At 72.9% G+C, this 23,667-nt stretch carries 13 protein-coding genes; 4 read left to right on the top strand and 9 right to left on the bottom strand.

What is annotated here, in order from left to right:
* On the bottom strand, positions 1–4,047 hold the full coding sequence (locus GA0070620_RS04045) for a discoidin domain-containing protein (protein ID WP_091588619.1): 4,047 nt from the start codon (positions 4,045–4,047) through the stop codon (positions 1–3).
* Between the two features lie 221 nt (positions 4,048–4,268).
* Between GA0070620_RS04045 and GA0070620_RS04040 the strand changes: the two genes are divergently transcribed.
* The gene (locus GA0070620_RS04040) at positions 4,269–5,246 is read left to right on the top strand and encodes a LacI family DNA-binding transcriptional regulator (RefSeq protein ID WP_091588618.1); all 978 of its coding nucleotides are present in this window, start codon (positions 4,269–4,271) and stop codon (positions 5,244–5,246) included.
* A 7-nt stretch (positions 5,247–5,253) separates the two neighbouring features.
* On the opposite strand, the gene GA0070620_RS04035 is transcribed toward GA0070620_RS04040, so the two are convergent.
* From GA0070620_RS04035 to GA0070620_RS04025, 3 genes are all read right to left on the bottom strand, one after another.
* Entirely contained in the window at positions 5,254–6,390 is a 1,137-nt protein-coding gene (locus GA0070620_RS04035) for a YeiH family protein (protein WP_197677542.1), read from the bottom strand.
* Positions 6,387–6,953, bottom strand: a complete 567-nt coding sequence (locus GA0070620_RS04030) for a cysteine dioxygenase family protein (protein WP_091588617.1) — start codon at positions 6,951–6,953, stop codon at positions 6,387–6,389. The genes GA0070620_RS04035 and GA0070620_RS04030 overlap by 4 nt, the downstream gene beginning before the upstream one ends.
* A gap of 100 nt (positions 6,954–7,053) precedes the next feature.
* Positions 7,054–7,968 (bottom strand): LysR family transcriptional regulator, encoded by a 915-nt coding sequence (locus GA0070620_RS04025; protein WP_091597971.1) that lies wholly within the window; start codon positions 7,966–7,968, stop codon positions 7,054–7,056.
* Positions 7,969–8,112: 144 nt separating this feature from the next.
* On the opposite strand from GA0070620_RS04025, the gene GA0070620_RS04020 reads away from it, so the two are divergent.
* From GA0070620_RS04020 to GA0070620_RS04010, 3 genes are all read left to right on the top strand, one after another.
* Complete coding sequence (locus GA0070620_RS04020; RefSeq protein WP_091588616.1) at positions 8,113–8,916, top strand: SDR family NAD(P)-dependent oxidoreductase; 804 nt, start codon at positions 8,113–8,115, stop codon at positions 8,914–8,916.
* Between the two features lie 83 nt (positions 8,917–8,999).
* On the top strand, positions 9,000–9,635 hold the full coding sequence (locus GA0070620_RS04015; RefSeq protein WP_091597968.1) for a CG0192-related protein: 636 nt from the start codon (positions 9,000–9,002) through the stop codon (positions 9,633–9,635).
* A 246-nt stretch (positions 9,636–9,881) separates the two neighbouring features.
* Positions 9,882–15,332: an ATP-binding protein gene (locus GA0070620_RS04010; RefSeq protein ID WP_091588615.1), complete on the top strand. Its 5,451-nt coding sequence runs from the start codon at positions 9,882–9,884 to the stop codon at positions 15,330–15,332.
* A gap of 103 nt (positions 15,333–15,435) precedes the next feature.
* Here the strand turns inward: GA0070620_RS04010 and GA0070620_RS04005 are convergent, their stop codons facing one another.
* The 5 genes from GA0070620_RS04005 to GA0070620_RS03985 form a co-directional block, all read right to left on the bottom strand.
* Positions 15,436–16,038 carry a TlpA family protein disulfide reductase gene (locus tag GA0070620_RS04005; RefSeq protein WP_091588614.1) on the bottom strand — a complete coding sequence of 201 codons (603 nt, stop codon included), beginning with the start codon at positions 16,036–16,038 and terminating at the stop codon, positions 15,436–15,438.
* Complete coding sequence (locus GA0070620_RS04000) at positions 16,035–16,475, bottom strand: hypothetical protein (RefSeq protein WP_091588613.1); 441 nt, start codon at positions 16,473–16,475, stop codon at positions 16,035–16,037. The genes GA0070620_RS04005 and GA0070620_RS04000 overlap by 4 nt, the downstream gene beginning before the upstream one ends.
* Before the next feature lie 69 nt (positions 16,476–16,544).
* Complete coding sequence (locus GA0070620_RS03995; protein ID WP_091588612.1) at positions 16,545–18,608, bottom strand: M6 family metalloprotease domain-containing protein; 2,064 nt, start codon at positions 18,606–18,608, stop codon at positions 16,545–16,547.
* 301 nt (positions 18,609–18,909) lie between these two features.
* The gene (locus tag GA0070620_RS03990; protein ID WP_231922214.1) at positions 18,910–20,079 is read right to left on the bottom strand and encodes a glycoside hydrolase family 3 N-terminal domain-containing protein; all 1,170 of its coding nucleotides are present in this window, start codon (positions 20,077–20,079) and stop codon (positions 18,910–18,912) included.
* Between the two features lie 166 nt (positions 20,080–20,245).
* On the bottom strand, positions 20,246–23,596 hold the full coding sequence (locus tag GA0070620_RS03985) for a GH92 family glycosyl hydrolase (protein WP_231922213.1): 3,351 nt from the start codon (positions 23,594–23,596) through the stop codon (positions 20,246–20,248).
* Positions 23,597–23,667: the final 71 nt, after the last annotated feature.

Raw genomic sequence — 23,667 nt, 5'->3', positions numbered from 1 at the left:
TCAGTGTCCGGTCGAGTTGTACGCCCGTGCCGTCACGCGCACCTGCCGCGGAGTGTCCGGCCGGTCCGGCCAGGAGACACCCACCTCGCGCGACTCCCCCGGCAGCAGCCAGAAGTAGTTGTCGTCGTAGCGGGCGGGCAGGACCCGGTTGCCGTCGGCGTCCCGGACACTGAGCCGCACCAGCGCGGCCACGCCGCTGCCGGTGTTGCGCACCGTGGTGACGACCGTGGCACGGCCGTCGGTGGTGCGTACGCCGCTGGTCTTCGTCGTCAGCCGGGCGGGCGCCAGTTCGTTGAGCACCCGCATCTCCTCGGCCTTCCCGTACCGCCAGTAGGTGTTCTCCGAGAGCAGCCGGTCACGGCCGTCGCGCAGTTCCAGGCGGACCAGGTGCAGTCCGGCGCCGACGGGCGCGGCCACGGTGAACGCCTCCGTGGTGGCGGACGCGGCCACGTCCAGCCGCTGGCTCCGCGGGGCGCCCAGCGACCGGCCGTTTAGGTCGTACCGGCGGGCGGTGACGGTCACGCCGGTCAGGGCCGCCGCGGTGTGGTTGACGGCCCGGACCCGCCAGGTCCCCGGATCGGCCTGGACGTGCACCGGCTCGCAGCCCTTGCGGGAGCCGTAGTAGGCGCCGTTGACGTCGAGGTCGTAGTCGTACGTCTGCCACACCGTGCTGTGCCAGGCCGGGTGCGACATCCACAGCAGCAGACCCGTCGCGTCCCGCCACAGGTGGGCGTTCCACGCCTCGAACATCGCCCGGTGGCTCTCGTAGTTGACGAACTGCGCCCGGGTGGCGAACTCGTCGAGCGACCCGGACGCGCCGAGCCGGGCGTCGATCGCCTGCTGGTAGGTGTCCACCCGCTGGTTGCCGATGGTCGACCAGTCGTGGTGGTTCCACACCTCGCTGATCGGCCACTCCGGCTGGTCGCCGACGAGGTTGCGCATGCTCTCCACGACCGACACGACCGGCATACCGATCTCGGTGTGGAAGCCGAACGAGTCCGCCTCGTAGATGGTGTTGTCGACGTACGTGGTCGGGTCGACCCAGTGGTACGGCCCGCGTCCGCTGACGATGCCGGCGGCGGAGTTGGGGATGTAGAGGATCTCCGGGTGTTCGGTGGCGACCGCGTCGGCGAGCCCGGCGTTGACGATCGGCGGCGGGTCGCCCTCGTTGGCACCGCACCAGACCACGATGCTCGGGTGGTGGCGGAACCGGCGGATCGTGTCGGCGGCGATGTCCACGTAGCCGGGTGGGTCGGGCAGGAACTGCCCGGCCTGCCAGAAGTCGTTCCAGACCAGGATGCCCTGCTCGTCGCAGGCCTGGTACAGCTCCTCACGGTTGCTGCTGCCCAGCCAGTTGCGGATCATCGTGAAGTTCATGTCGCGGTGCATCTCGACGGTGTCCGCGAGCCGGTGCGGCAGGACCCGGCGCAGGAGTTCGTCCCAGCCCCAGTTGCCGCCCCGGGCGAAGACCGGCACGCCGTTGACGGTGATCTTCAGTTCGGTGTTCTTGTTGCTGACCGCCTTGACGTCGGTCCAGTGCTGCCCGTCGTCGGAGACCTGGATGACGAAGTCCCGGGCGTAGGCCTGCTCCCACACGATGGTGATCTGGTCGAAGGTGGCCGGGGCGCCGAGGTCCACCTGGATCCACTGGTTGTCCTCGAAGCGGGACGACCACCGGGTCCGGGGGTTGCCGTCGACGGCCCGCTCCGGGCCGTTGGCGTCACCGTCGGACGACGACGCGGTCGCGGTGGCGTTCCGAGCGAGGTCGACGTCCGGTTCGGCCTGCCGCTGCACGGAGAGCGTCCACATCGAGATGCCCCACGAGGTGGCCCGCGCGCCGGCCTGCACCCGCAGGTGCTGCGCGGTCTGTGCGGGGAAGGTCTCGACCTGGGTCGCCCGGCTGCCCAGCGGGGTCTCGTTGCTGACCGCCTTCACGTCGGTCCAGGCGTCCCCGTCGTCGGAGACCTGGACGCGGTAGTCCAGCGCGTACGCCTGCTCCCAGACGATGGTGACGCGGTCGACGTCGGTGGCGGCGCCGAGGTCCACCTGGATCCACTGGTCGTCCTCGTACTTCGAGGCCCAGCGGGTGCGGGGGTCGCCGTCCACGACGTTGCCGGCCACGTTGCTGTCGTTCTCCGACGAGGAGGCGAGGGCGGTGCGGCCCCGGGCCAGGTCGGGGCCGTCGCCGTCGGAGACGGAGAGGGACCACAGGGACACGCCCCAGTCGGTCGCGCGCTGACCGGTCTGGATGCGGACGTACTGGGTGCGACGCCGGTCGAAGGTGACGGTCTGGGTGGCGGCGCCGTCGACGAACTCCAGCGGGGGCGTGCCGGGCGGCGAGATCTGGATCGGCTGGTGCCAGTCGTAGGCGAACTCCCGGACGCCGAAACGGAGGTCGCGGTGGTCGCTGACGCGGCCCTTGGCGGTTGCGGTGATCGCCAGGTCGTAGAGGTGGGGCTCGCCGTAGCCGTTGGGCCACCAGAGCCGGGGGTTGCGCAGCCGCAGCGCGCGGAAGCGCTCCGGCGTGAAGGTGACGGTGGTGTGCCCGCCGGCGGGAACGGTGACGGTCTGCTCGACCTTGACCTTGTCGAACGTCGCGCGGACGGTCACGGTGGTCGCGGTGGCGGCGGCGTTGCGCACCGGTACGGCGATGGTGACGTCGGCGGTGCCGGTCCGCGGCAGGTCGGGCAGGGTGGTCTTCACGTACGGGTCGCCGAGGACGGCGGCACCGGTGCTGCGCAGCCGCACGTGGTCCCAGAGGCCGGTGACCCGGTCGCGGACGGCGGGCATCCAGTCCCAGCCGGACACGGCAAGGTAGGTCGGCGCGTCCAGGTAGTGGCGGGCGGACTGGAGGAACGTACGCCCGTCGGTGCCCTTGTCGCCCGGGGTGCCGGGGTGCGGCATCGGGGTGACCCGCACGGCGACGACGTGCTCGGCGTGGCCGGCGAGGGCGTCGGTGATGTCGAAGGCCGCCCGCGCGAACGGGTGGGCCACGCTGCCGACCTGCTTGCCGTTGACCCAGGTGGTGGCCTCGTGGTTGATGCCGTCGAACTCGAGCCAGATGTGGCGGCCCGGGGCGGTGTCCAGCCCGCGTGGCAGCCGCAGCGCGCGCCGGTACCACCAGCTGTGCCGGGACAGCGCCTCGGGGATGCGCAGGTTGTTGAAGCCGGAGACCGGGTCGGGCAGGTGTCCCCGCTCAACGAGGGTGCCCAGTACCGTGCCGGGCACGGTGGCGGGCAGCCAGTCGCGCACGTCGACGCCGCGGGCGGACAGCGCGGCACCGTCGGTGCTGCCGGCGAAGTCGTCCATCGTCAGCGCCCAGCCGGACTCCAGGGGCACGGTCCCGTCGGCGGCCACCGTCAGCTCCGGCGCCGGCCGGGTGTTGCCGCCCTCCCAACTGGTCCAGCCGGTGGCCGGCGGGCGGTGGCTCAGCGGCGTGCCGTAGACCTGGAAGCCGTTGAGACCGACGGGGTTCGTGGTGGACCGCTTGGTCGCGGTCATCCGCACCCACCGCGCGGTGACCGGGGACGGGAGGCGGACGGCCTGGACGCCGCCCTGGCCGTTGCCGGACTCGTACACCGACTGCCAGGTCTTACCGTCGCCGGAGACCTCGATGCGGTAGGCGGTCGCGGCGCTGGACAGGATCTCGTCGCCGTCGGTGTGGGTGTAGTCGCCGTCGAACGGCCCGTCGGCGAGGGTGGCCTCGAAGACCAGGGTGACCGCCTCGACCCGGCACGGGGCCTGCAGGTCGACGGTGATCCACTGCGGATCGCCGGGCGCGGCGCGCCAGCCGCTGCCCCGGACGCCGACCTGCGGCAGGCCGTCCACCGCGAACGAGCCGGGTGTCGGCGCGTAGTCCGTCGAGGACACGGTCACCGGACGGTGCAGCGCCAGGTCGGTGCTCGGCGGCGTCGGCGGCGGCGGTGCCGCGGTGGCGGCGGACGCGCCGGCGGCGTCCGGCAGAACCACCGTCGCGCCGAACGACGCGAGCAACGTGGCGCCGGCGGACAGGAAGGTGCGCCGCGAAACGGACGGCGACTCGGGCATCGTGCCTCCAAGGAGCTGACAACGTTGTCAGATCCTCGCGAGGGGTTTCAGACATGTCAAGACCTCGCGGCGGACGTGATCGGCCCGTATCCCGGACAGGAGTGTCGGGACCGCCGTTCGTGACGGCCGGCGGCGGAGGCATGACGAACGGTGGCGACAGACGCGAGCGGCGGTATGGTGCTCCCGTGACCACCGACGCCAGCCGTACGAGGCGACCGACCATGGTGGACGTCGCCGCCCTGGCCGGGGTGAGCCTGAAGACCGTCTCCCGGGTCGTCAACCAGGCACCCCACGTGCAGCCGGAGCTGGCCCAGCGGGTGCTGGCCGCCGCCGCCGAGCTGGGTTTCCGTCGCAACCACCTGGCGAGCTCACTGCGTTCCGGGCAGACCACCGCCACGATCGGCCTGCTCATCGAGGAGATCGCCAACCCGTTCTACGCGGCCATCGCCGGCGCGGCGGCGGAGGTCGCCCGGCTGCACCGCACCATGTTGATCATCGCCAGCTCCGAGGAGGACCCGTCCCGCGAGCAGGAGCTGCTGAGCGACCTGTGCGCGCGCCGGGTCGACGGTCTGCTGGTGGTCCCGGCCGGCGACGACCACTCGTTCCTGCACGCCGAGGTGGAGCTCGGGACCCCGGTGGTGTTCCTCGACCGGCCCGCCGGGGGTCTGCCGGCCGACACGGTGCTGCTGGACAACCGCGGGGGCGCCCGTGACGGGGTCGCCCGCCTGGTCGAGCAGGGGCACCGGCGGGTCGCCGTGCTCTTCGACTCGACCCGCGTCTACACGATGCGGGAGCGCTTGGCCGGTGCGCGCGAGGCGCTGGCGGCGGCCGGCGTGCCGGCCGACGACCGGTTGGTCCGGGACGGCGTGCGGGATCCGGCGACCGCGGCCCGGGTGGTCGGCGAGCTGCTCGACGGCGACGACCCACCGACCGCCTTCTTCTGCCTGAACAACCGCATCACCCTCGGAGCGGTGGAGCAGCTCCACCGGCGCGGAGGCGACGCCGCCCTGCTCGGCTTCGACGACTTCGACGTGGCCCGGCTGCTGCCCTACCCGCTCACCGTGATCGCGTACGACACGCACCGGTTGGCCCGCACCGCCGCCGAGCTGCTGTTCCGCCGGATCGCGGGTGACCGGTCGGCGCCGCGCACCCTGCTGATCCCCACCGAGCTGGCCGAGCGGGGCGTCCGCCGGGCCTGAAGCCGGGTCAGGCCGTCAGCAGCACGCCCGCGTACGACACCCCGGCGACGACCACCCAGGCGCTCAGGCCCAGCGCGGCGGCTCGCCCGCCGGTGCGGGCGAGACCGGGCAGGTGCACGGCGCTGCCGAGCGCGAACAGCGCGGCGGTCAGCAGGACCTCCTGCCCCAGGCCCGCCCCGGCGAGCACCGCCTCGGGCAGCCAGCCGGTGCTGCGCAGGCCGATCATGGCGAGGAAGCCGACGACGAACAGGGGGACGATCGCGGGCAGTCGGCCGGGCGTCCGGGCGCCGTCGGCGTCCGGCCCGTCCGGGCGGCTCTGCCGTGCCCGCCGCCGCAGGCCGAGGGCCACGGCGGCCACCAGCGGGGCCAGCAGCGCGACCCGCATCAGCTTCACCAGGACCGCGTCACCGAGCGCCGCCGACCCGGCGGTCTGCGCCGTGGCGACGACCTGCCCCACGTCGTGCACGCTCGCCCCCACCCAGCGGCCGAACTCCACGTCGTCGAGGCCCAGCGGCTGCTGGAGCAGCGGAAGGACGGCGATGGCCAGCGTGCCGCAGAGGGTCACCAGGGCCACCGAGGCGGCGGCGTCCTCCTCGTCGCTGCGGGTCGCCGCGCTGACCGCGCCGATGGCGGAGGCGCCGCAGATCGCGTAGCCGGCGGCGATCAGCAGCGGCTGGTCGCCGCGCAGACCGATCCGGCGCCCCAGCCACCACGTGCCGCCGAACGTCGCGGCCACGACCGCGAGCACCATCAGCATGCTCGGCCACCCGAGTTCCCGCACGTCCTGGACGCTGAGCTTGAGCCCGAGCAGCACGATGCCCACCCGCATGAGGCGCTTGGCCGCCACGCTCAGACCGGGCCGGGCCGCCCCGCGTACGCGCTCACGGAGACCGGGAAGGTGGGCGGCGGCGACACCCAGCACGATCGCCGCGGTCAGCGCCGGCACGGCCGGCACCAGCAGGTGGACCGCCCAGGCGAGGGCGGCGCCGACGGCCGCGAGGAGCAGACCGGGTAGGAGACGCCGGGAGGCGTCGGACGATCGCGATCCGGCCGGCCGCGCGGAACCGTCGACAGCCTCCCGAGGGGACGCCTCCGGACGGCCGGGGCCGATCAGCGCGGTGCCGGAACTGGGCGCGACGGTCACGACTCGTCGGTCCGCAGGTCGTACACCCGGCGGACGCTGGACCCGAGGCGGGAGATGTCCGCTCCGTAGATGTGCAGGGACACCGCCTTGCCGGACCCGCCGTTCCAGACCCGGTGGATGTCACCGGGCGGCGCGAAGCCGCAGACGTCGCCCGGACCGTTGACGACGTCCTCGGTGGCGACGAGCCGGGCCACGGCACCGTCGGAGACCAGGCGGAAGCGCCGCTCGTGCTCCTCGCCCTGGTGCACCCCCGTGACGCACCAGGCGACGTGGTCGTGGATGGCGGTCTGCTGGCCGGGGAGCCACACGAGCGCCACGATCGAGAAGCTGCCGTCGCGCTCCGCGTGCAGCAGGTGCTGACGGTAACGGTCCGGGTCGCCCTCGTACTGCTCCTCGGTGAGCAGGTCGGACGCGCCCAGGTGCGGGGCGAGCTGCTCACCGACCAGGTAGGCGGTCAGGTCGGGCGGGAGACCCCGGTCGACCACGCCCCGGACGTCCGTCACGAGGCGCGCGAGGCGCGAGGTGGTGGCGGGGGCGACACGGACGGCGGCCGGAGTGGTCATGACCCCAGCCTGACCGCTCGCGACCCATCACGTCCAACAACAGTTTCTTGGCGAGTCCTAAGAGATTCTTATGGGTTGATGGCGTCGCTGACGTCCGCGGTCACTCCGGGACGTCGTCGCCCCGGCGGCCCGCCACGCTCGCGAGGGCGTCCAGCACCTGGGCGGTTGCCGGGACACGCAGGTGCTCCCGCAGGACGTACGCCGACACCTGACGCCGCGAGGCCGGCAGGAGAGGACGGCCACGGACCTTGTCCCGGCGCAGGAAGGAGAGCGTGAGCCCGGGCATCATCGCCACCCCGAGGCCCTGCGCGACGAGCGACTGGACCGCGAGGTTGTCGTCGGTGGTGAACACGATGTCGGGGGTGAACCCGAGCTGTTCGCACTCGTGCAGGAAATTCGTGCGACAGCGCAGGCACCCGGCGATCCAGCGCTCCTGGGCGAGGTCGGCCAGCTCGATCGCGCGACGCCGGGCCATGGGGTGCCCGACCGGCAGGAGCACGGTGAGCTGGTCCTCCAGCAGCGGGACCTCCACCAGCTCGTCCGGCACCTCCTCCCGCAGACCGGGATAGGTGAAGGCGAGCGTCAGGTCCGCCTCCCCCTGCACGACCCGCCGCAGCGAGTCGGGCGGCTCGTCCTCCAACAACTCCACCCGGATCCCCGGGTGCTCGACGGCCAGCAGCGCCATCGCCTCGGGCACCAACGTCGCGTTGGCGCTGGGGAACGCGCACACCCGTACCCGGCCGGTGCGCAGCCGCGCGATCGCCGCCATCTGCTCGCGGGCGACCGACATGCTGTCGAGGATGGTCTCCGTGTGGCGGGCCAGCGTCTCCCCCGCCTCGGTCAGCCGCAGCCGCCGGCCGACCCGGGTGAACAGCGGAGTGCCGACCTCCCGCTCCAGCGCCTTCATCTGCTGCGTGATCGCGGGCTGGGTGTAGCCGAGCGCCTGCGCCGCCGCGGAGTACGACTGGGACCGGACCACCTCGTGGAAGGTCCGGATATGGCGCGAATCGAACACCACCGGATCATAGGCTCGCCCGGAGAGCGTCGACCCCCTCCGCGCGGTGACGTGCGGCTCACGCGGCGGCGGTGACGCCTCGCCGCGGGGGACGGACCACGACGAGCGGTGGCACCCGGGACCGGACCGGGAGGAGTCGGGCAGATGCCAGACACGGTGGTGCTGACCGGGGCGACGAGCGGGATCGGTGCGGCGGCCGCGCGCCTGCTCGCCGGCTCCGCCCGGCGGCTGCTGGTCCACGGACCGGAACCGGACGAGGCGGCGCGACCCCTGCGCGAGGCGCTCCGCTCCGCGGGCGGGGCCGAGATCGGCTACCTGCGGGCCGACTTCGATCGCCTCGACGACGTCGTGGCGATCGCCGGGGAGATCGCCGCGCGGACCGAGCGGGTCGACGTGCTGGTGAACAACGCCGGCCGCCCGGGCGCACCGGAGCGGACGACCAGCCACGACGGCCACGAGTCGACGCTGCAGACGAACTACCTGGCGGCCGTGCTCCTCACCGAACTCCTCCTGCCGCTGATCCCCGACTCCGGCCGCGTCGTGCACGTGTCGTCCGCCACCCACCTGTCCGCCACGCTCGACCTAGACGACCTGGACTTCGCCGACGGCTACGAGCCGACCGCCGCGTACGCCCGGTCCAAGCTGGCGCTGACCGCCCACGCCGTACGGCAGGCCGGGTACTACCGACCACGGATCGTCAGCGTCCACCCCGGGGTCGTCGGCACCGCACTGCTGCACGCGATGTTCGCCGTGCCGGGCGGGTCCGCCGCGGAGGGCGCCGCGAACGTGGTCGACGCGGCACTGCGGGCGGACCTGCCCGACGGGGCGTACCTGGACGAGCGGCGGATCGCCCAACCGGCCGGGCAGGTCCGCGACCCCGTCTTCCGGGAGTCGCTGCACCGGCGCACGACGACGCTGCTCGGCCCGTGGCTGGGCGACGCCGGGTGAGCGTGGCGGCAGGATCGCCGTCCCGCGCTCCGGCGTGACTCGCCGGACCGGTTCGGTCGCACGGGCTGCCTATGATCCGGCGCATGGCGTTGCTGCACCGGGCGGAACTGCGCCCCACCAAACTCGAACTCCTGGCCGCCTGGCTGCCGAGCCGTCCCTGGTTCCCGGCGGACGCGGACACCGGCGCGGGCCTCGACCGGGTCGCCGCGTACCGCTTCGACGACCCGGCGGGCGAGGTCGGGATCGAGACCCTCCTCGTCCGGGCCGGCGCCGGACCGGTCCTGCAGGTCCCGCTGACCTACCGGGGCGCGCCGCGCGACGGCGCCGAGCAGTGGCTCGTCGGCACCTGCGAGCACTCCGTGCTGGGCCGGCGCTGGGTCTACGACGGCACCGCCGACCCGGTCTACGTGGCGGCCCTGGCCGGCGCCATCCTCGGCGGCGGCGGTCAGGCCCAGGAGTACTTCGAGGAGGACGGCCGGCGTGAGCACCGGGCGCCGAGCATGGCGATCGCCACGGACGGCCGTCAGCTCGACGTCCCGGAGATCCGCGTGGTCGACCACGTCGAGGACGGCGACCCGACCCGGATCGTGGCCGGCCCGGTCGAGCTGACCGTGGTCCGTCGGGTCGGTGCCCACCCCGCTCTGCCGGGGCATCCGCTCACCGGGGCGTGGGACGGGCAGGCCGTCGCCGTACCGCTCGCGTACGCTACGGCCCGCTGACGCGGGTCGCCGCCGGCGGACGGGCGCACGCGCCTTCCCGCCGGCGGGGGCCGACCGGTGACCGGGATCACGGCGGACACGCTGTCGTCGCCGGGCGTTGGTCGGGTGTCCACAACTTTCGGCCGCCTCAGGTGGCGGGTCCGACGGTTTCGTTACCGACCGGTAGCGGCGAAGGTTGTTGACGGGGACCCCTGCCCTCAGGGAGTCCCCGTTTCGCTGTGAAGGAACCATTGGGAGGCTTGCTCGGTGTTCAGCCGCATCGCCATCGTCAACCGCGGAGAGGCCGCCATGCGGCTGATCCATGCCGTCCGCGAGCTCAACGCCGAGACCGGGTCCGCGCCGATCGAGACGATCGCGCTGTACACCGAGGCCGAGCGCGCCGCCACCTTCGTACGGGAGGCGGACGACAGCTACTGCCTGGGGCCGGCGTCGGCGCGCCCGTACCTCGACCACGCCGTCCTGGAGCGCGCGCTGCTCGAGACGCGGGCGGACGCCGCCTGGGTCGGCTGGGGCTTCGTCGCGGAGGATCCGGCCTTCGCCGAGCTGTGCGAGAAGATCGGCGTCACCTTCATCGGCCCGAGCGCCGAGGCGATGCGCACGCTCGGTGACAAGATCGGCGCGAAGCTGATCGCCGAGGAGGTCGGCGTCCCGGTGGCGCCGTGGAGCCGGGGCGCGGTGGAGAGCCTCGACGCGGCCAAGCGCGCGGCGGCCACCATCGGCTACCCCCTGATGCTCAAGGCGACCGCCGGTGGTGGCGGGCGAGGCATCCGGGTGGTGCGCAGCGACGAGGAGCTGACCGACGCCTACGAGCGCACCAGCCTGGAGGCCGAGCGGGCGTTCGGCAGCGGCATCGTGTTCCTGGAGCGCCTGGTCACCGGCGCCCGGCACGTCGAGGTGCAGGTCATCGCCGACGGTCAGGGCACCGCGTGGGCGCTGGGGGTGCGGGACTGCTCGGTGCAGCGCCGCAACCAGAAGGTCATCGAGGAGTCCGCCTCCCCCGTGCTCGCCCCCGAGCAGGTTCGCGAGCTCAAGGCGTCGGCCGAGCGGCTCGCGCTGGCGGTGAACTACTGCGGCGCGGGCACCGTCGAGTTCCTGTACCACCCGGGCGAGAGGCTGTTCGCCTTCCTGGAGGTCAACACCCGGCTGCAGGTGGAGCACCCGATCACCGAGGCCACCACGGACTTCGACCTGGTCAAGGCCCAGCTCCACGTCGCGGCCGGCGGCCGGCTCGGCGAGCTGGTGCCGAGCGAGGCCGGTCACGCCGTCGAGGCGCGGCTCAACGCCGAGGACCCCGACCGGGACTTCGCGCCGGCGCCGGGCCGGATCGTCCGGCTGGCCCTGCCGGCCGGCCCGGGTATCCGGGTCGACACCGGTGTCAGCGAGGGTGACGTGATCCCCGCCGACTTCGACTCGATGATCGCCAAGATCATCGCCTACGGCCGCACCCGGGACGAGGCGCTCGGGCGGCTGCGCCGGGCGGTCGCTGAGACCACCGTCATCATCGAGGGCGGCGCGACCAACAAGAGCTTCCTGCTGGACCTGCTCGACCAGCCCGAGGTGATCGACGCCAGCGCCGACACCGGCTGGATCGACCGGGTCCGCGCGCAGGGCCGCCTGGTGTCCTCCCGACACTCCGGCATCGCGCTGGCCGCGGCCGCGATCGAGGCGTACGAGGACGAGGCACTCGTCGAGCGGCAGCGGCTGCTGTCCACCGCGCACGGCGGTCGGCCCCAGGTCCAGCACGAGAGCAACCGGCCGATCGACCTGAAGCTGCGCGGCGCGAGCTACCGGGTGATCGTCGCGCAGACCGCGCCGCACCGGTTCCGGGTCTGCATCGGCACGGCGCCGGCCGTGGACGTGGAGCTGGACCGGTTCGACGAGCACACCGGCCGGATCGTGGTCAACGGCCGGCGGCACCGGCTGGTCACCGACACGCACGGGCCGATCCACCTGGTCGAGGTGGACGGTGTCACGCACCGGGTCAGCCATGACGAGGGTGGCGTGCTGCGCTCCCCCGCGCCGGCGCTGGTCGTCGCCACGCCGGTGGAGGCGGGCGACGAGGTGGAGGCCGGCGCGCCCGTGCTCGTCCTGGAGAGCATGAAGATGGAGACCGTGCTGCGCGCGCCGTTCCGCGCGAAGCTGCGGGAACGCCTGGTCTCCGTCGGCAGCCAGGTCGAGACCGGCGCGCCGCTGCTGCGCCTGGAACCGGTCGGTGAGCAGAGCGCGGGCGAGGCGGCGGAGACCGAGGCCGTCGACCTCGACCTGCCGCCGGAGCCGACCGGCCGGTCCGCCGAGGCGCGGGTCGCCCGCGGCATCGCCGACCTGCGCAGCCTGCTGCTCGGCTACGACCCCGACCCGCACGACGAGCGCCGGGCCCTCTCCGGTTACCTGGCCGCCCGGGCCGAGCTGGGCCACCGTCCGCTGGAGGAGGAGGTCGCGCTCCTGCAGGTCTTCGCCGACCTGTCCGAGCTCAGCCGCAACCGGCCGGCCGGTGAGGAGACCAAGGCCGACAACCGGGTGCACAGCCCGCGCGAGTACTTCCACACCTACCTGCAGAGCCTCGACGTCGAGCGCGCCGGGCTGTCGGACACCTTCCGCAGCCGGCTCGCCCGGGTGCTCGCCCACTACGGCGTCGAGGACTTCGAGCGCACGCCGGCGCTCGAGGAGGCGGTCTTCCGCATCTTCCTCGCTCAGCAGCGGGCGTCGGCCGACGTCTCGGTGATCGTCACGTTCCTGCAGCGGTGGCTGACCGAGCCGCTGCCCCACGACGGTCTGCGCGAGCTGGTCGGCCAGGCGCTGGAGCACCTGATCTTCGCCACCCAGCTGCGCTTCCCCGTCGTCGGCGACCTGGCCCGCAGCATCGTGTTCCGCTGGGCCGCCCAGCCGATGCTGCGCCGCAAGCGCGCCGAGGTGTACGCCGACGTCCGTGGCCACCTCCGGCACCTCGACGAGCACCCCGACGCGCCGGACCGCGCCGAGCGGATCGCCAGCATGGTCGCGTCGCCGGAGCCGCTGGTGCGGCTGCTCGGCCAGCGCATCGGCAAGCCGGGCGCCGACCACGGCCCGATGCTCGAGGTGCTCAGCCGCCGCTACTACGGCAACCGGGGCGCCAGCGACGCGCGGACCGTCGACGTCGCGGGCCAGTCGTTCTTCACCGCGGGGTACGACCGCGACGGCGAGCGTTTCCGGCTGGTCGCGGCGGCCGCCGACGTCACCGACCTGCCGACGACCCTGGAGCGGGTCGCCGAGCTGGCCGGTCCGGACACCGTCGCCGACGTGTACCTGACCTGGGCCGACCAGCCCGACGTGGACACGATGGCCACGACCCTGCGGGAGGTCCTCGACCGCGCGCGGCTGCTGGACGTCCTCCAACGGGTGACGATGTCGGTGGCCGGGGTTACCGGCACCGCGATGCACCACCACTTCACCTACCGGCCCGGCCAGGGCGAGGACCGGGTGATCCGCGGGCTGCACCCGCTGATCGCCCAGCGCCTTCAGCTGCCGCGGCTGCGCCACTTCGACCTGACCCGGCTGCCGTCGGCCGACGAGGAGGTCTACGTCTTCCACTGCGTCAACCCGGACAACCAGGCCGACGAGCGGTTGGCGGCCATGGCGCAGGTCCGCGACCTGACGCCGCTGCGTGACGCCGACGGGCGGATTCTCGCTCTGCCGGCCGCCGAGGGCGCGCTGGACGCGTGTCTCGACGCGATCCGGAAGGTGCAGGCGCAGCGGCCGGCGAAGAAGCGGTTCGACACCAACCGGATCACCATCTACGCGTGGCCGCCGAGCGAGCTGACCGTGGAGGAGCTGAACGCGGTGGCGCAGCGGGTCCTGCCGAGGACGGCGGGCGCGGGGCTTGAGGAGGTCCTGTTCCTCGGCCGGCAGCGCCACGCGGTCACCGGCGAGCTCACCGACATCGCGGTGAAGATCTCCTACGAGACCGGCATGCGCGTGTCGGTGACCCAGCCGACGGCCGAGCCGGTGCAGCCGCTGGACGACTACCGGCAGAAGGTGCTCGCGGCGCGGCGGCGCGGCACGACGTACCCGTACGAGCTGACCGACATGCTGGCCGGCCAGGCCGGCACGTTCACCGAGTACGACCTCGACGAGGCCGGCGAGCTGACCCCGGTGCGGCGCCCGAAGGGGCAGAACCGGGCCGGCATCGTCGTCGGGGTGGTGAGCACGCCGACCGAGCGGTACCCCGAGGGCGTCACCCGGGTGGCGTTGTTCGGCGACCCGACCAGGGCCTTGGGTGCGCTGGCCGAGCCGGAGTGCGCGCGGGTGATCGCCGCCCTCGACCTGGCCGAGCGGATGGGCGTGCCGGTGGACTGGTTCGCGCTGTCGGCCGGCGCCCGGATCTCGATGAGCTCCGGCACCGAGAACATGGACTGGGTGGCGGCCGCGCTCAAGCGGATCGTGGAGTTCACCCAGGCCGGCGGTGAGATCAACATCGTGGTCGCCGGGATCACCGTGGGCGCCCAGCCGTACTGGAACGCCGAGGCCACCATGCTGATGCACACCAAGGGCATCCTGGTGATGACCCCGGAGTCCGCGATGGTGCTGACCGGCAAGCAGTCGCTGGACTTCTCCGGCGGGGTGTCCGCCGAGGACAACTTCGGCATCGGCGGCTACGACCGGGTGATGGGTCCCAACGGGCAGGCCCAGTACTGGGCCCCGGACCTGCGGGGCGCGCGCGACGTGCTGATGGCGCACTACGACCACACGTACGTCGCGCCCGGCGAGGCCGGCCCGCGTCGCGCGGTCACGGCCGACCCGGTCGACCGGGACATCTCCGGCTACCCGCACGCCGTGCCGGACAGCGACTTCGCCACCGTCGGCGAGATCTTCTCCCGGGAGCGCAACCCCGACCGGAAGAAGCCGTTCGACATCCGTACGGTGATGCGGGCGCTCGCCGACCAGGACCACATGGTCCTGGAGCGGTGGGCGGGCATGGCCGACGCCGAGACGGTGGTGGTGCAGGACGTGCACCTCGGCGGCGTCCCGGTGTGCCTGCTCGGCGTCGAGTCCCGGTCGGTGCCGCGACGCGGCTTCCCGCCCACCGACGGTCCGGACACCTACACCGCCGGCACGCTGTTCCCGCGCTCGTCGAAGAAGGCCGCGCGGGCGATCAACGCGGCCAGCGGGAACCGACCGCTGGTGGTGCTGGCGAACCTGTCCGGGTTCGACGGTTCGCCGGAGTCGATGCGCCAGCTGCAGCTGGAGTACGGCGCGGAGATCGGCCGGGCGATCGTGAACTTCCAGGGCCCGATCGTGTTCTGCGTGATCTCGCGGTACCACGGCGGCGCGTTCGTGGTGTTCTCCAAGGCGCTCAACCCGAACATGACGGTGCTCGCCGTGGAGGGGTCGTTCGCGTCCGTCCTCGGTGGAGCGCCGGCGGCGGCCGTGGTGTTCGCCGGTGACGTCAACGCCCGGACGGCCAAGGACCCGCGGGTGGCGGAGCTCCAGGCGCGGGTCGCGGCGGCCGGCGACGGGGAGCGGGCGGCGCTGGTCACGCAGCTGATGGACGTCCGGGCCACGGTCCGGGCCGAGAAGCTGGGCGAGGTGGCCGCCGAGTTCGACGGTGTGCACAGCATCCAGCGTGCGGTCGAGGTGGGCTCGGTGGACGCCATCGTCCGGCCGGAGGAGCTGCGTCCGCAGATCATCGCGGCCGTCGAGCGGGGGTTGTCCCGCGCCTGACGCCGTGAGCGGGCCGCCCGGCCCGTCCGGTTCCGTGCGGCCGGCGTCACCCGATTCTCGTCGGGTGACGCCGGCCTTCGCGTGGTCCGGTGCGATCGGCCCGTCACGCCGCCAGCACGAGCTCGCGCAGCCGGTGGTCGAGTTCGGCGGCGTCCACCCCGCCCGGCCAGCCCCGCAGCAGCGCGCCGCCCTTGCCGACGACCACCACGGCCGGGGGTTCGCGGACGGCGTAGGAGCGCCAGATCGCGCCGTCCCCGTCGATCACGACGGGATGCTCCACCCGGTGCTGCCGCAGGTACGTCTGCACATCCTCCGCCGTGTCCTCGGTGGCCACTCCGACGAAGACGACCCGGTCCCGGTAGGTGCGGGCCAGCTCGCTCAACGCGTCCTGCCGCTGCGCGCAGAGCGCGCACCACGAGGTGAAGAACACCAGCACGACGGGTCGGGTGGCCCACAGGTCGGCGAGGGCCACGGGACTGCCGTCGGTGAGGGTGCCGCTGACGGCCGGCGCCCCCGGTGCCCCGGTGGGGGTCGGCCGCAGGGCGAGCCCCGCGGGCGCCGGGCCGGGCAGCGCGGCGGCGCCGCCGGCGAGCGGCCGGGGGTCGGTCGGCGCGTCACCGCCGCTGCACGCGGCGGACGTGAGCACGCCGAGCAGGGCCACCGCCGCGACGGCACGGCGGGCCCGGGTCCGGACCGGGACGGTCATGACGGCACCACCGCGACGAGCGCGGGTCCCTCACTGTCGTTCTGGGTGAGGGCGATCGGCGGGTGGCCGTCGACCACCAGCCGGTACGCGTCCCGGTCGGCCACCGTGACGGGCACGGCGAACTCGCAGTACGTGGGCACCCGTTCGACCTCCAGGTCCTCCTCGAACGTCGCCACCGACCGCCCCGCCGGCAGCGCCCCCGCAGCGAGGGTCCGGCCGGCGGCGTCGATCACCTGGAACGGCGACCGGTTGTGCAGGTGCGTGTAGGGGCCGGTGCCGGCGCACTCCACGCCGACCGGCCGGATGTTGATGTCCCGTACGAGGACCCGCACGGTGGTCGCCGAGCGGGCCTCCTCGGCGTCGTCGGGGTCACCGCACGCGGTCAGCGCAGCGGTGAGCAGCGACGGCAGCGTCAGCACCGCCAGCAGGCGCCGCATCTGTCCTCCCAGGTGGTCGGAGGCCCGGGGCGGTGGGCGGAACCCACCGCCCCGGGCCGGGGCGGGACCTCAGCCGAGCAGCGCGCGGGGCCGCTCGACCCGGCACTGGGCCGTGACGGTCTTGCTGGGGTCGCTCTCGGAGGTGGCGGTGAGCGTCACCTGGGTGGTGGCGCTCGCCGTGCGACTCGCGCCCACCGACACGTCGACCGTGGTCTTGCCGCCGAACCGGGCCGTGGCCAGCTCGTTGGGCAGCTCGACCCGCCAGCCCGTGCCGCCGACGCTGGCGGAGAGGCGGTACACGTCGGAGGTCAGGTACGCCGAGGCGTCCTCCGGGTGCCCCTGCTCGCCGGCCACGTACCGGCCCTGGTTGGTCAGGTCGAACGTGCAGGTCGCGCCCTTGCCGGTCGGCTTGCCACGGGTGACGAGCTTGCCCTTGGACAGCGCGACCCCGTGCGCGCTGGGACCGGCGCCGTCGAGGGAGCGGACCGCCACCGTGTACGAGAGCACGCCCTGGCTGTCCCGGCGGAGGTTCAGCACGTAGAAGTGCAGCCGGTTGGCCTCGTCCACGTACTCGTACTCGCTGCCGGAGTTGGCGCCCGCGTGGAACAGCGCGTCCGACAGCTGCCGGTAGTCACCCATGGTGATCTTCTGCGGGGTGCCGTTGGGCTGGTAGAAGTCCACCATGTCGATGTCCTGCGGGTTCGCGTCGACGACCCAGGCGAACGGTGCGCTGTCGGCGTTCTTCGTCTTGCTGATCAGCACGCCGTTGTCCGGGGTGAACGAGTCCGCGCCCATCCGGTCGACGACCTCGAGGGTGTAGTTGTTGTAGCGTCCGCCGTCGCAGAGCGGGTCGCTGGTGACGCTGCAGGCCGGGGCGCGGTCGGCGTCCATGGCGATGTTGATGCCGGTCAGGCCGCCCGGTCCGGCGTCGACCGCGCGGGCGGTGACGTCGGCGACGACCATCCCGGACGTGGCCAGCGCCTCCCGCGACAGCCGCAGGACGTGCTCCTCGCCGAGCAGCCCGATCTTCATCTTGTCCCGCAGCACGTGCAGCGATCCCATGGAGCCGCCGTTGACCGGCGGGATCTGCCAGCGGGTGTGCGGCCCGCCCGGGCCGTTGAAGGAGCCGCGCGACATCATGCTCCAGATGCCGGTGTACGCGCGCCGCAGCGGTGTGCCGTACGGGTTGTTGTAGTTGTCGCCGATGCTCAGCAGGTGGCTCAGCTCGTGGGCGTAGACGCCCATGCCGGAGCTCTCCGCCTGCGTCGACGAGCCACCACCGGCGTTCGGCCAGATCGTGGCGGCGGCCTTCCACGACGTCCACTCGACGTACCGGGTCCGGGCGTAGTTGGGCAGGGCCGGGTCCGGTGGCCCCCACGCGTCCGGGACGTCCTCCTTGGTCTGGAACATCATCTGGCCGAACTCCTGCCAGGTGGACGACTCGTCCTGGCCGGCGGAGAGGATGAAGACCAGTTCGAAGCTGTCGGCGACCTCCTCGCCGACGGCCGCCCGCCAGGCGCCCAGGCCGTCGGTGCGGATGTTCTTCGCGCACGCGTCCCCGGCCGGGCAGGCGCCGGGGTTGAAGCCGTTGTCGATGCCGTACTGGTAGGACTTCGCCGGCATCTCGTACGGCCCGAACCCGGTGAGGTCCACGCCGTAGCGTCCGTTGGAGTCCTGCATCCAGTACTCGTGCAGGGTGTGCCCGCGGTTGAGCTGCCCCGGCTTGTTGAGGAAGTCCTCGTAGAACTGGGCGACCTGGCCCCGCGGAACGTTCGAGGCGGTCGCCTGCGGGTTGCCGAAGACCGTCGAGCCCGCCGGCTGGGTGACGACGAAGGGCTGGTCGGGATAGTCCAGCGTGACCAGCGCGATCTTGAAGTTGCGGACCGAACCGCGCACGGTCGGGTCGGCCCAGTTCCTGCCGGGCACCGGGACGTAGTCGTCCCAGGTCATGGTGTCGGGGTTCTGCCAGTCCTGCGGGTCGAGCACCTGGAACGGGGCGGGCCCGTCCGGTGGGTGGGGGTGGCCCGGTGCGGCCGTGGCCGGCCCGGCCGAGGCGGAGGTGACCAGGACGGTCACGACCGCGGCGGCCAGCACCGAGCGCCACGCCGCGCGCCTGGTGGTCAGAGGGTGCATCGAGTCACCTCTCAGGTCGGGGAGGCTCGGAGGGGGACGACCGGGGTCGACAGCGCTCGCCGGCCACATGATCGCGCCTGTCGATGAATCTAGGAGTCGGCCCGCGTCGCGGTCACCGTGCATCTGTCGGCAGGTGGCCGGGCGCGGCGTCCGACACCTGTAGGACCCGCGACGCTGAGCCGATCGCGATCCCCGCCGGCGTACGCGCAAAAGCCTGCTCCGCCGCGACGGCGGAGCAGGCTTTGGAACAGGTGGACGATGCCGTCGGTCGCGACGGACGGGGTCGGGGACCGCCCGGGGGTCAGCGCTTCGGGCGAAGGGTGTCGACCCGGGCGACGGCCTGGTCGATGCGCGCCTGGCTCAGCTTGCCGCTGCGGACCAGCCCCGTCACCACGTCCAGCGTCCTGGTGACGACGTCCGGCTCGTACACCTGCTGGTTGGCGAAGACGAGCAGGTCGACACCGGCCTGCAACGCCAGGTGCACGGCTTCGGCGGCGCCGAAGCGGCGCGTGATGGCGACCGCCTGCATGTCGTCGCTGACCACTGGACCCTGGTAGCCGAGCTCCCCGCGGAGCAGGTCCGTGATGACCTTCGGTGACAGCGAGGCGGGCCGGTCCGGATCCAGCTGTTTGTTGAGCACGTGGGCCGCCAGCACCGAGTCCGCCAGACCGGCCCGGATCAGTCGCCGGAACGGTTCCAGCTCGACGGGCCGCCAGGTGGAGGTGACGTCGACGACCTCGAAGTCGGTGTTGCCCGCGGCGCTGCCGATGCCCGGGAAGTGCTTGATCGAGGTCTTGACGCCGGCGGCTCGGTGGGCGTGGATCTCCTCGGTGGCGTTGCTGACGACGACGTCCGGTTCTGCGGAGAAGCTACGGTCGAGTGCGCCGATCGCCCGGCTGCGCGGATCGATGTTCAGGTCGACGACGGGCGCGTAGTTGAGGGTGACCCCGACCCGGGTGAGGCTCGCGACCAGGCCCCGGGCCCACTCGCGGGTCGCCGGTGGCGAGTTCTCGGCGCCGATCTCGGCCTCTGACCGGGTGGCGGGGAAACCGTTGCTCGGGTTGAGCCGGGCGGTCCGTCCACCCTCCTGGTCGATCGAGACGATCAGGGGGCCCGGCGCGGCGTTCTTGAGGTCCCGGACCAGCGCGGTGACCTGTTGCGGTGACCGGATGTTGCGCGCGGCGTCGGTCTCCAGGTCGCGGTCGAAGAGAATCACCCCGCCGAGACCGTCTCGGACCGCCCGGACGATCCAGTCGTCGCGGGTGACCCGGTCGCCGCGGAAGCCCACCACGAGCAGGCTCGCGATTTTCCGCCGGAGTGCTGTCGCCTCCGGCGTGCCGCTGCCCGCTCCGCTCGTCGGGCGCGCGTTGGGCAGGGTGGAGCGCGTTGCCTGGCACGCGGTGAGCGCGGCCAGGGCGGCCGAGCCGGCCCCGGTGAGCAGCAGCCGACGAGGCAGGCGCACTCTGTCCACGGCTGAACGCTACGGGCAGCGAGAGGCTCGGGGATGCGCGAACGCGAACGCCTCACCCCTTCGGTGGCGGTGGGTCCAGGCGCTCCCGCCCCGGCCAGACGGGAGGGCCTGCTCCGCCTCGCGGCGGAGCAGGCCCTTCGGTCGGCGCGCTGGCCGACCAGTGCCGTCAGGCCGTCGCCACCCCGAAGAGGTGGATGACGCCGTCGCCCTGGGTGGCGGTCGGCAGCGTCAGGCTGGCGAGCCGCTTGCCCGGCTGCAGGTCGATCGGCGCGGTCGCGAAGACGTACGTCGCCACCGGGTCGATCCCGTAGCCCAACTGGTCGCGGTAGGCGGTGTGCACCGCCGTCACGTTGCCGAACGACGGCTGGTCGAATCCGCCGGCCAACGTCCAGTCGCTGAAGCCGATCACCGCCTGCTGGGTGGTGCCGTCGGTGTACGTCAGCGTCACCGTGCCGCTGGCGGTGCCGAACGCGGCGCTGCCCAGCAGGCTCAGCCTGGTGTCACCCTCGGCCGCCTGGACGCTGAGCACCTGACCGCCACCGCCGACCAGGATGTTGTCCGCGTCGCCGGGCGCCGCGTTCGGCCAGGTGAAGTCGAACCCGTCGACCGACACCGTGGAGCCCGGTGTCACTCCGACGGCTTCGAGCGCCTTGGCGGAGTAGCTCCACCCGGCGGTGTCGAAGTTGGCCTGCGGGTTGGTGTCGTCGGCCGAGATGCCGTTGTTGTTCGCGTTCCACAACACACTGTCCTTGACGGCGACCGTCACCGGCAGCGTGACCGTGGGCAGGGCCGCGCCGGAGGTGGTGGTGGCGGTCACCGTCACGGTGTACGCACCGGGCTTGACGTCGGCCGCCGCCGAGATGCTGAGCTCCTTGCCGCCCGACCCGTCGCCGGTCAGCGGGTACTCACCCTGCGCGGGGGTGACGGTCAGCCCGGCCGGCGCGCTGACCTTCCAGCGCACCGTGGCGGGGGTGTCGGTGAGCGCCTGGACCTGGTACGTCACACCCGAGCTGTGGCCCGGCTCCACCTTCAGCACCTGCGGGCTCGCACCGGTGAGGTACGGCTGCCGCCCGTCGCCGTAGGAGGGCGGAGCGTCGGCGGGCGCGCTGCCCCACGACGTGTTCGGCTTGTCACCGAGCACGAAGTCGACGGTGCCGCCCTTGGTGACGAGGGTGTCGGGGACCCAGCTCCGGGTCGACTTCTTGCCGTTCACCTTGACCGACTGGATGTACGTGTTGCGGGCCGAGGCGTCCGGAGCGTTGACCGTGATCTTACGGCCGTGGCCGGTCTCGATCACCGCGCGCGGGAAGAGCGGGGCGGAGAGCACCAGGTCGGCCCGGCTCGGGTTCTGCGGGTACATGCCCAGCGCGGAGAAGACGTACCACGACGACATGGTGCCGGCGTCGTCGTTGCCCGGGATGCCACCGGGGGTGTTGCCCCAGAGCTGGTCCATCACCGCCCGGACCGTCTCCTGCGTCTTGTAGGGCACGCCGAGGTAGTTGTAGAGGTACGGCGCGTTCATGTCGGGTTCGTTGGTGGGGTCGTACCGGGTGTGGTCGCGGGCCGAGAAGTCGAAGGTCCCGTCCGGGGTGCGGAAGAAGGCGTCGAGCCGCTGCTCCGCCGCCTTGTTGCCGCCCATCGCGCGGGCCAGACCGGCCACGTCGGAGTAGACCATCCAGGTGTAGCGGGCGCTGCTGCCCTCGACGAACCCGCTCTCGGTGGCCGGGGTGAAGGTGCGGTCCGCCCACGTACCGTCGGCCTTGCGGGAGCGCATGTAGCCGCCCTGCGCGGTAGCGGTCACGTCGAAGACGTTGCTCCAGTTGCCCGACCGCTGGAGGAAGGTCCGCTGGTTCGCCCGGTCGCCCACCTGCCCGGCGAGCTCGGCGAGGGCGAAGTCGGCGACCGCGTCCTCCAGCGTCTCGGCCGCGCCGCCCCAGCAGGAGCAGCCGTCGGCCGGGACGTAGCCCAGCTTCAGGTACTTGTCGAGGGCGGGACGCTGACCGACGCACGCCACGTTGCAGCCGGCGCTGTCGGAGTCGTTCGCGGTCGGCACGGTCGCGGCGGTGATCAGCGAACGAAGGGCGCCCTTGACGTCGAAGTCCCGCCCGCCGAAGGCGTAGATGCCGGCGAGCGCCGGGGCCGACGGGTCACCGGACATGACGCTCGTCTTGCCGTGCTGCAGCAGCCAGCGGTCCCATTCACCGCCACGCTGGTCGGCGTAGTTGAACAGGGACTGCGCGTAGTCGCTGCCCGCCTTCGGGTTGATCAGCGTCATCAGCTGCACCTGGGCGCGGTACTGATCCCAGCCCGAGAAGGTGCCGTACTGGGCCTGCTGGCCCTTGGTCAACCGGTGGGGCTCGCCGTCGGCGCCGACGTAGCGGCCGTCCACGTCGCTGGTGAGCGTGGGCTCCAGCATGGAGTGGTAGAGCGCGGTGTAGAAGGTGCTGAGCTGGTCGGTGGTGCCGCCACCAAGCTTGATCTTGCCCAGCTCGCGCCGCCACTCCGCCGTGGCCTCCGACCGGACGGCGTCGAAGGTCTTGTTCTGCGGGTTCTCCGCCCGCAGGTTCGCTTCGGCGTTCTCCAGGCTGACGTAGGAGATGGCCACCTTGACGCCGACCTGGCTGGTGCCCTGCGCGAAGGTGACGTAGCCGCCGGAGCCCTTGCCCGGCACCGGGTTGCCGTTGTCGAGGCCGGTGCCGCCCGAAGCGGTCGCGGCGCCCGGCGTCACGGTGCCGTCCTGCCAGGTGCCGAAGCCGGCGAAGGGCTGGTCGAAGTGCGCGGTGAAGTGCAGCGTGTAGAGGGACTTGCGGTTGTTCGGGCTGTGCGGGCCGCAGAAGTTGCCGGCGGTGACCGAACCGGTGACGGTCCGGTTCGCGGCGTCCACCCGAACGGTGGCGTCGGTGCTGCCGGTCTCGGAGTTGGCGGTGCGGAAGAGCATGCTGGCGGGCTTGTCGGCCGGGAAGCCGAACCGGCCCGAGCCGGTGCGGGCGGTGCTGGTCAGCTCCGCCGACGCGCCGCTGTCGAGGGCCACCCGGTAGTACCCGGCGCGGGCCGTCTCGTTGTCGTGGGAGAAACCGCTCGCGTACGTCGCGTCGGTGATGTCGACGGTCGGCGAGGTGGCGACCTCACCCACGTACGGCATGATCGGGATGTCGCCGGCGCCTCCGTTGCAGCCGACGCCGTTGAGGTGGGTGAGGCTGAAGCCGCGGATCCGGGTCGCGCCGTACTCGTAGCCACCGGGCGCGGGGGTCGAGACCTGGTTGCCCCGGGTGGTCTGCGGGCTCCAGGCCAGCATGCCGAAGGGGCGCACCGCCCCGGGGTAGGTGTTGCCCAGGTTCGTGGAGCCGATCAGCGGATTGACGTACGCGACCGGGTCGGTGACCAGCCGCGGGGCGGGGGCGGCCGACGCGGGTGAACCCGCGGCCACCGCCGCGAGCGCGGCCACGGCGGTGGCTGCGATGCCGGCGAGGCTTCGGCGTCTTGCGTTGTGCGCCAGGCGCGCCGTTCGTTCTGACAAGGAATTTGCCCTTCGGTTGACGGACCGGGTGCGGAGGAGCCCGACGGCGAGGACCGCCGCGCTTCCTTCAG

Source organism: Micromonospora krabiensis (assembly GCF_900091425.1).
Lineage (GTDB): Bacteria > Actinomycetota > Actinomycetes > Mycobacteriales > Micromonosporaceae > Micromonospora > Micromonospora krabiensis.
Note: the sequence above shows the minus strand (reverse complement) of the source record. Positions and strands in the feature narration are given on the sequence as shown.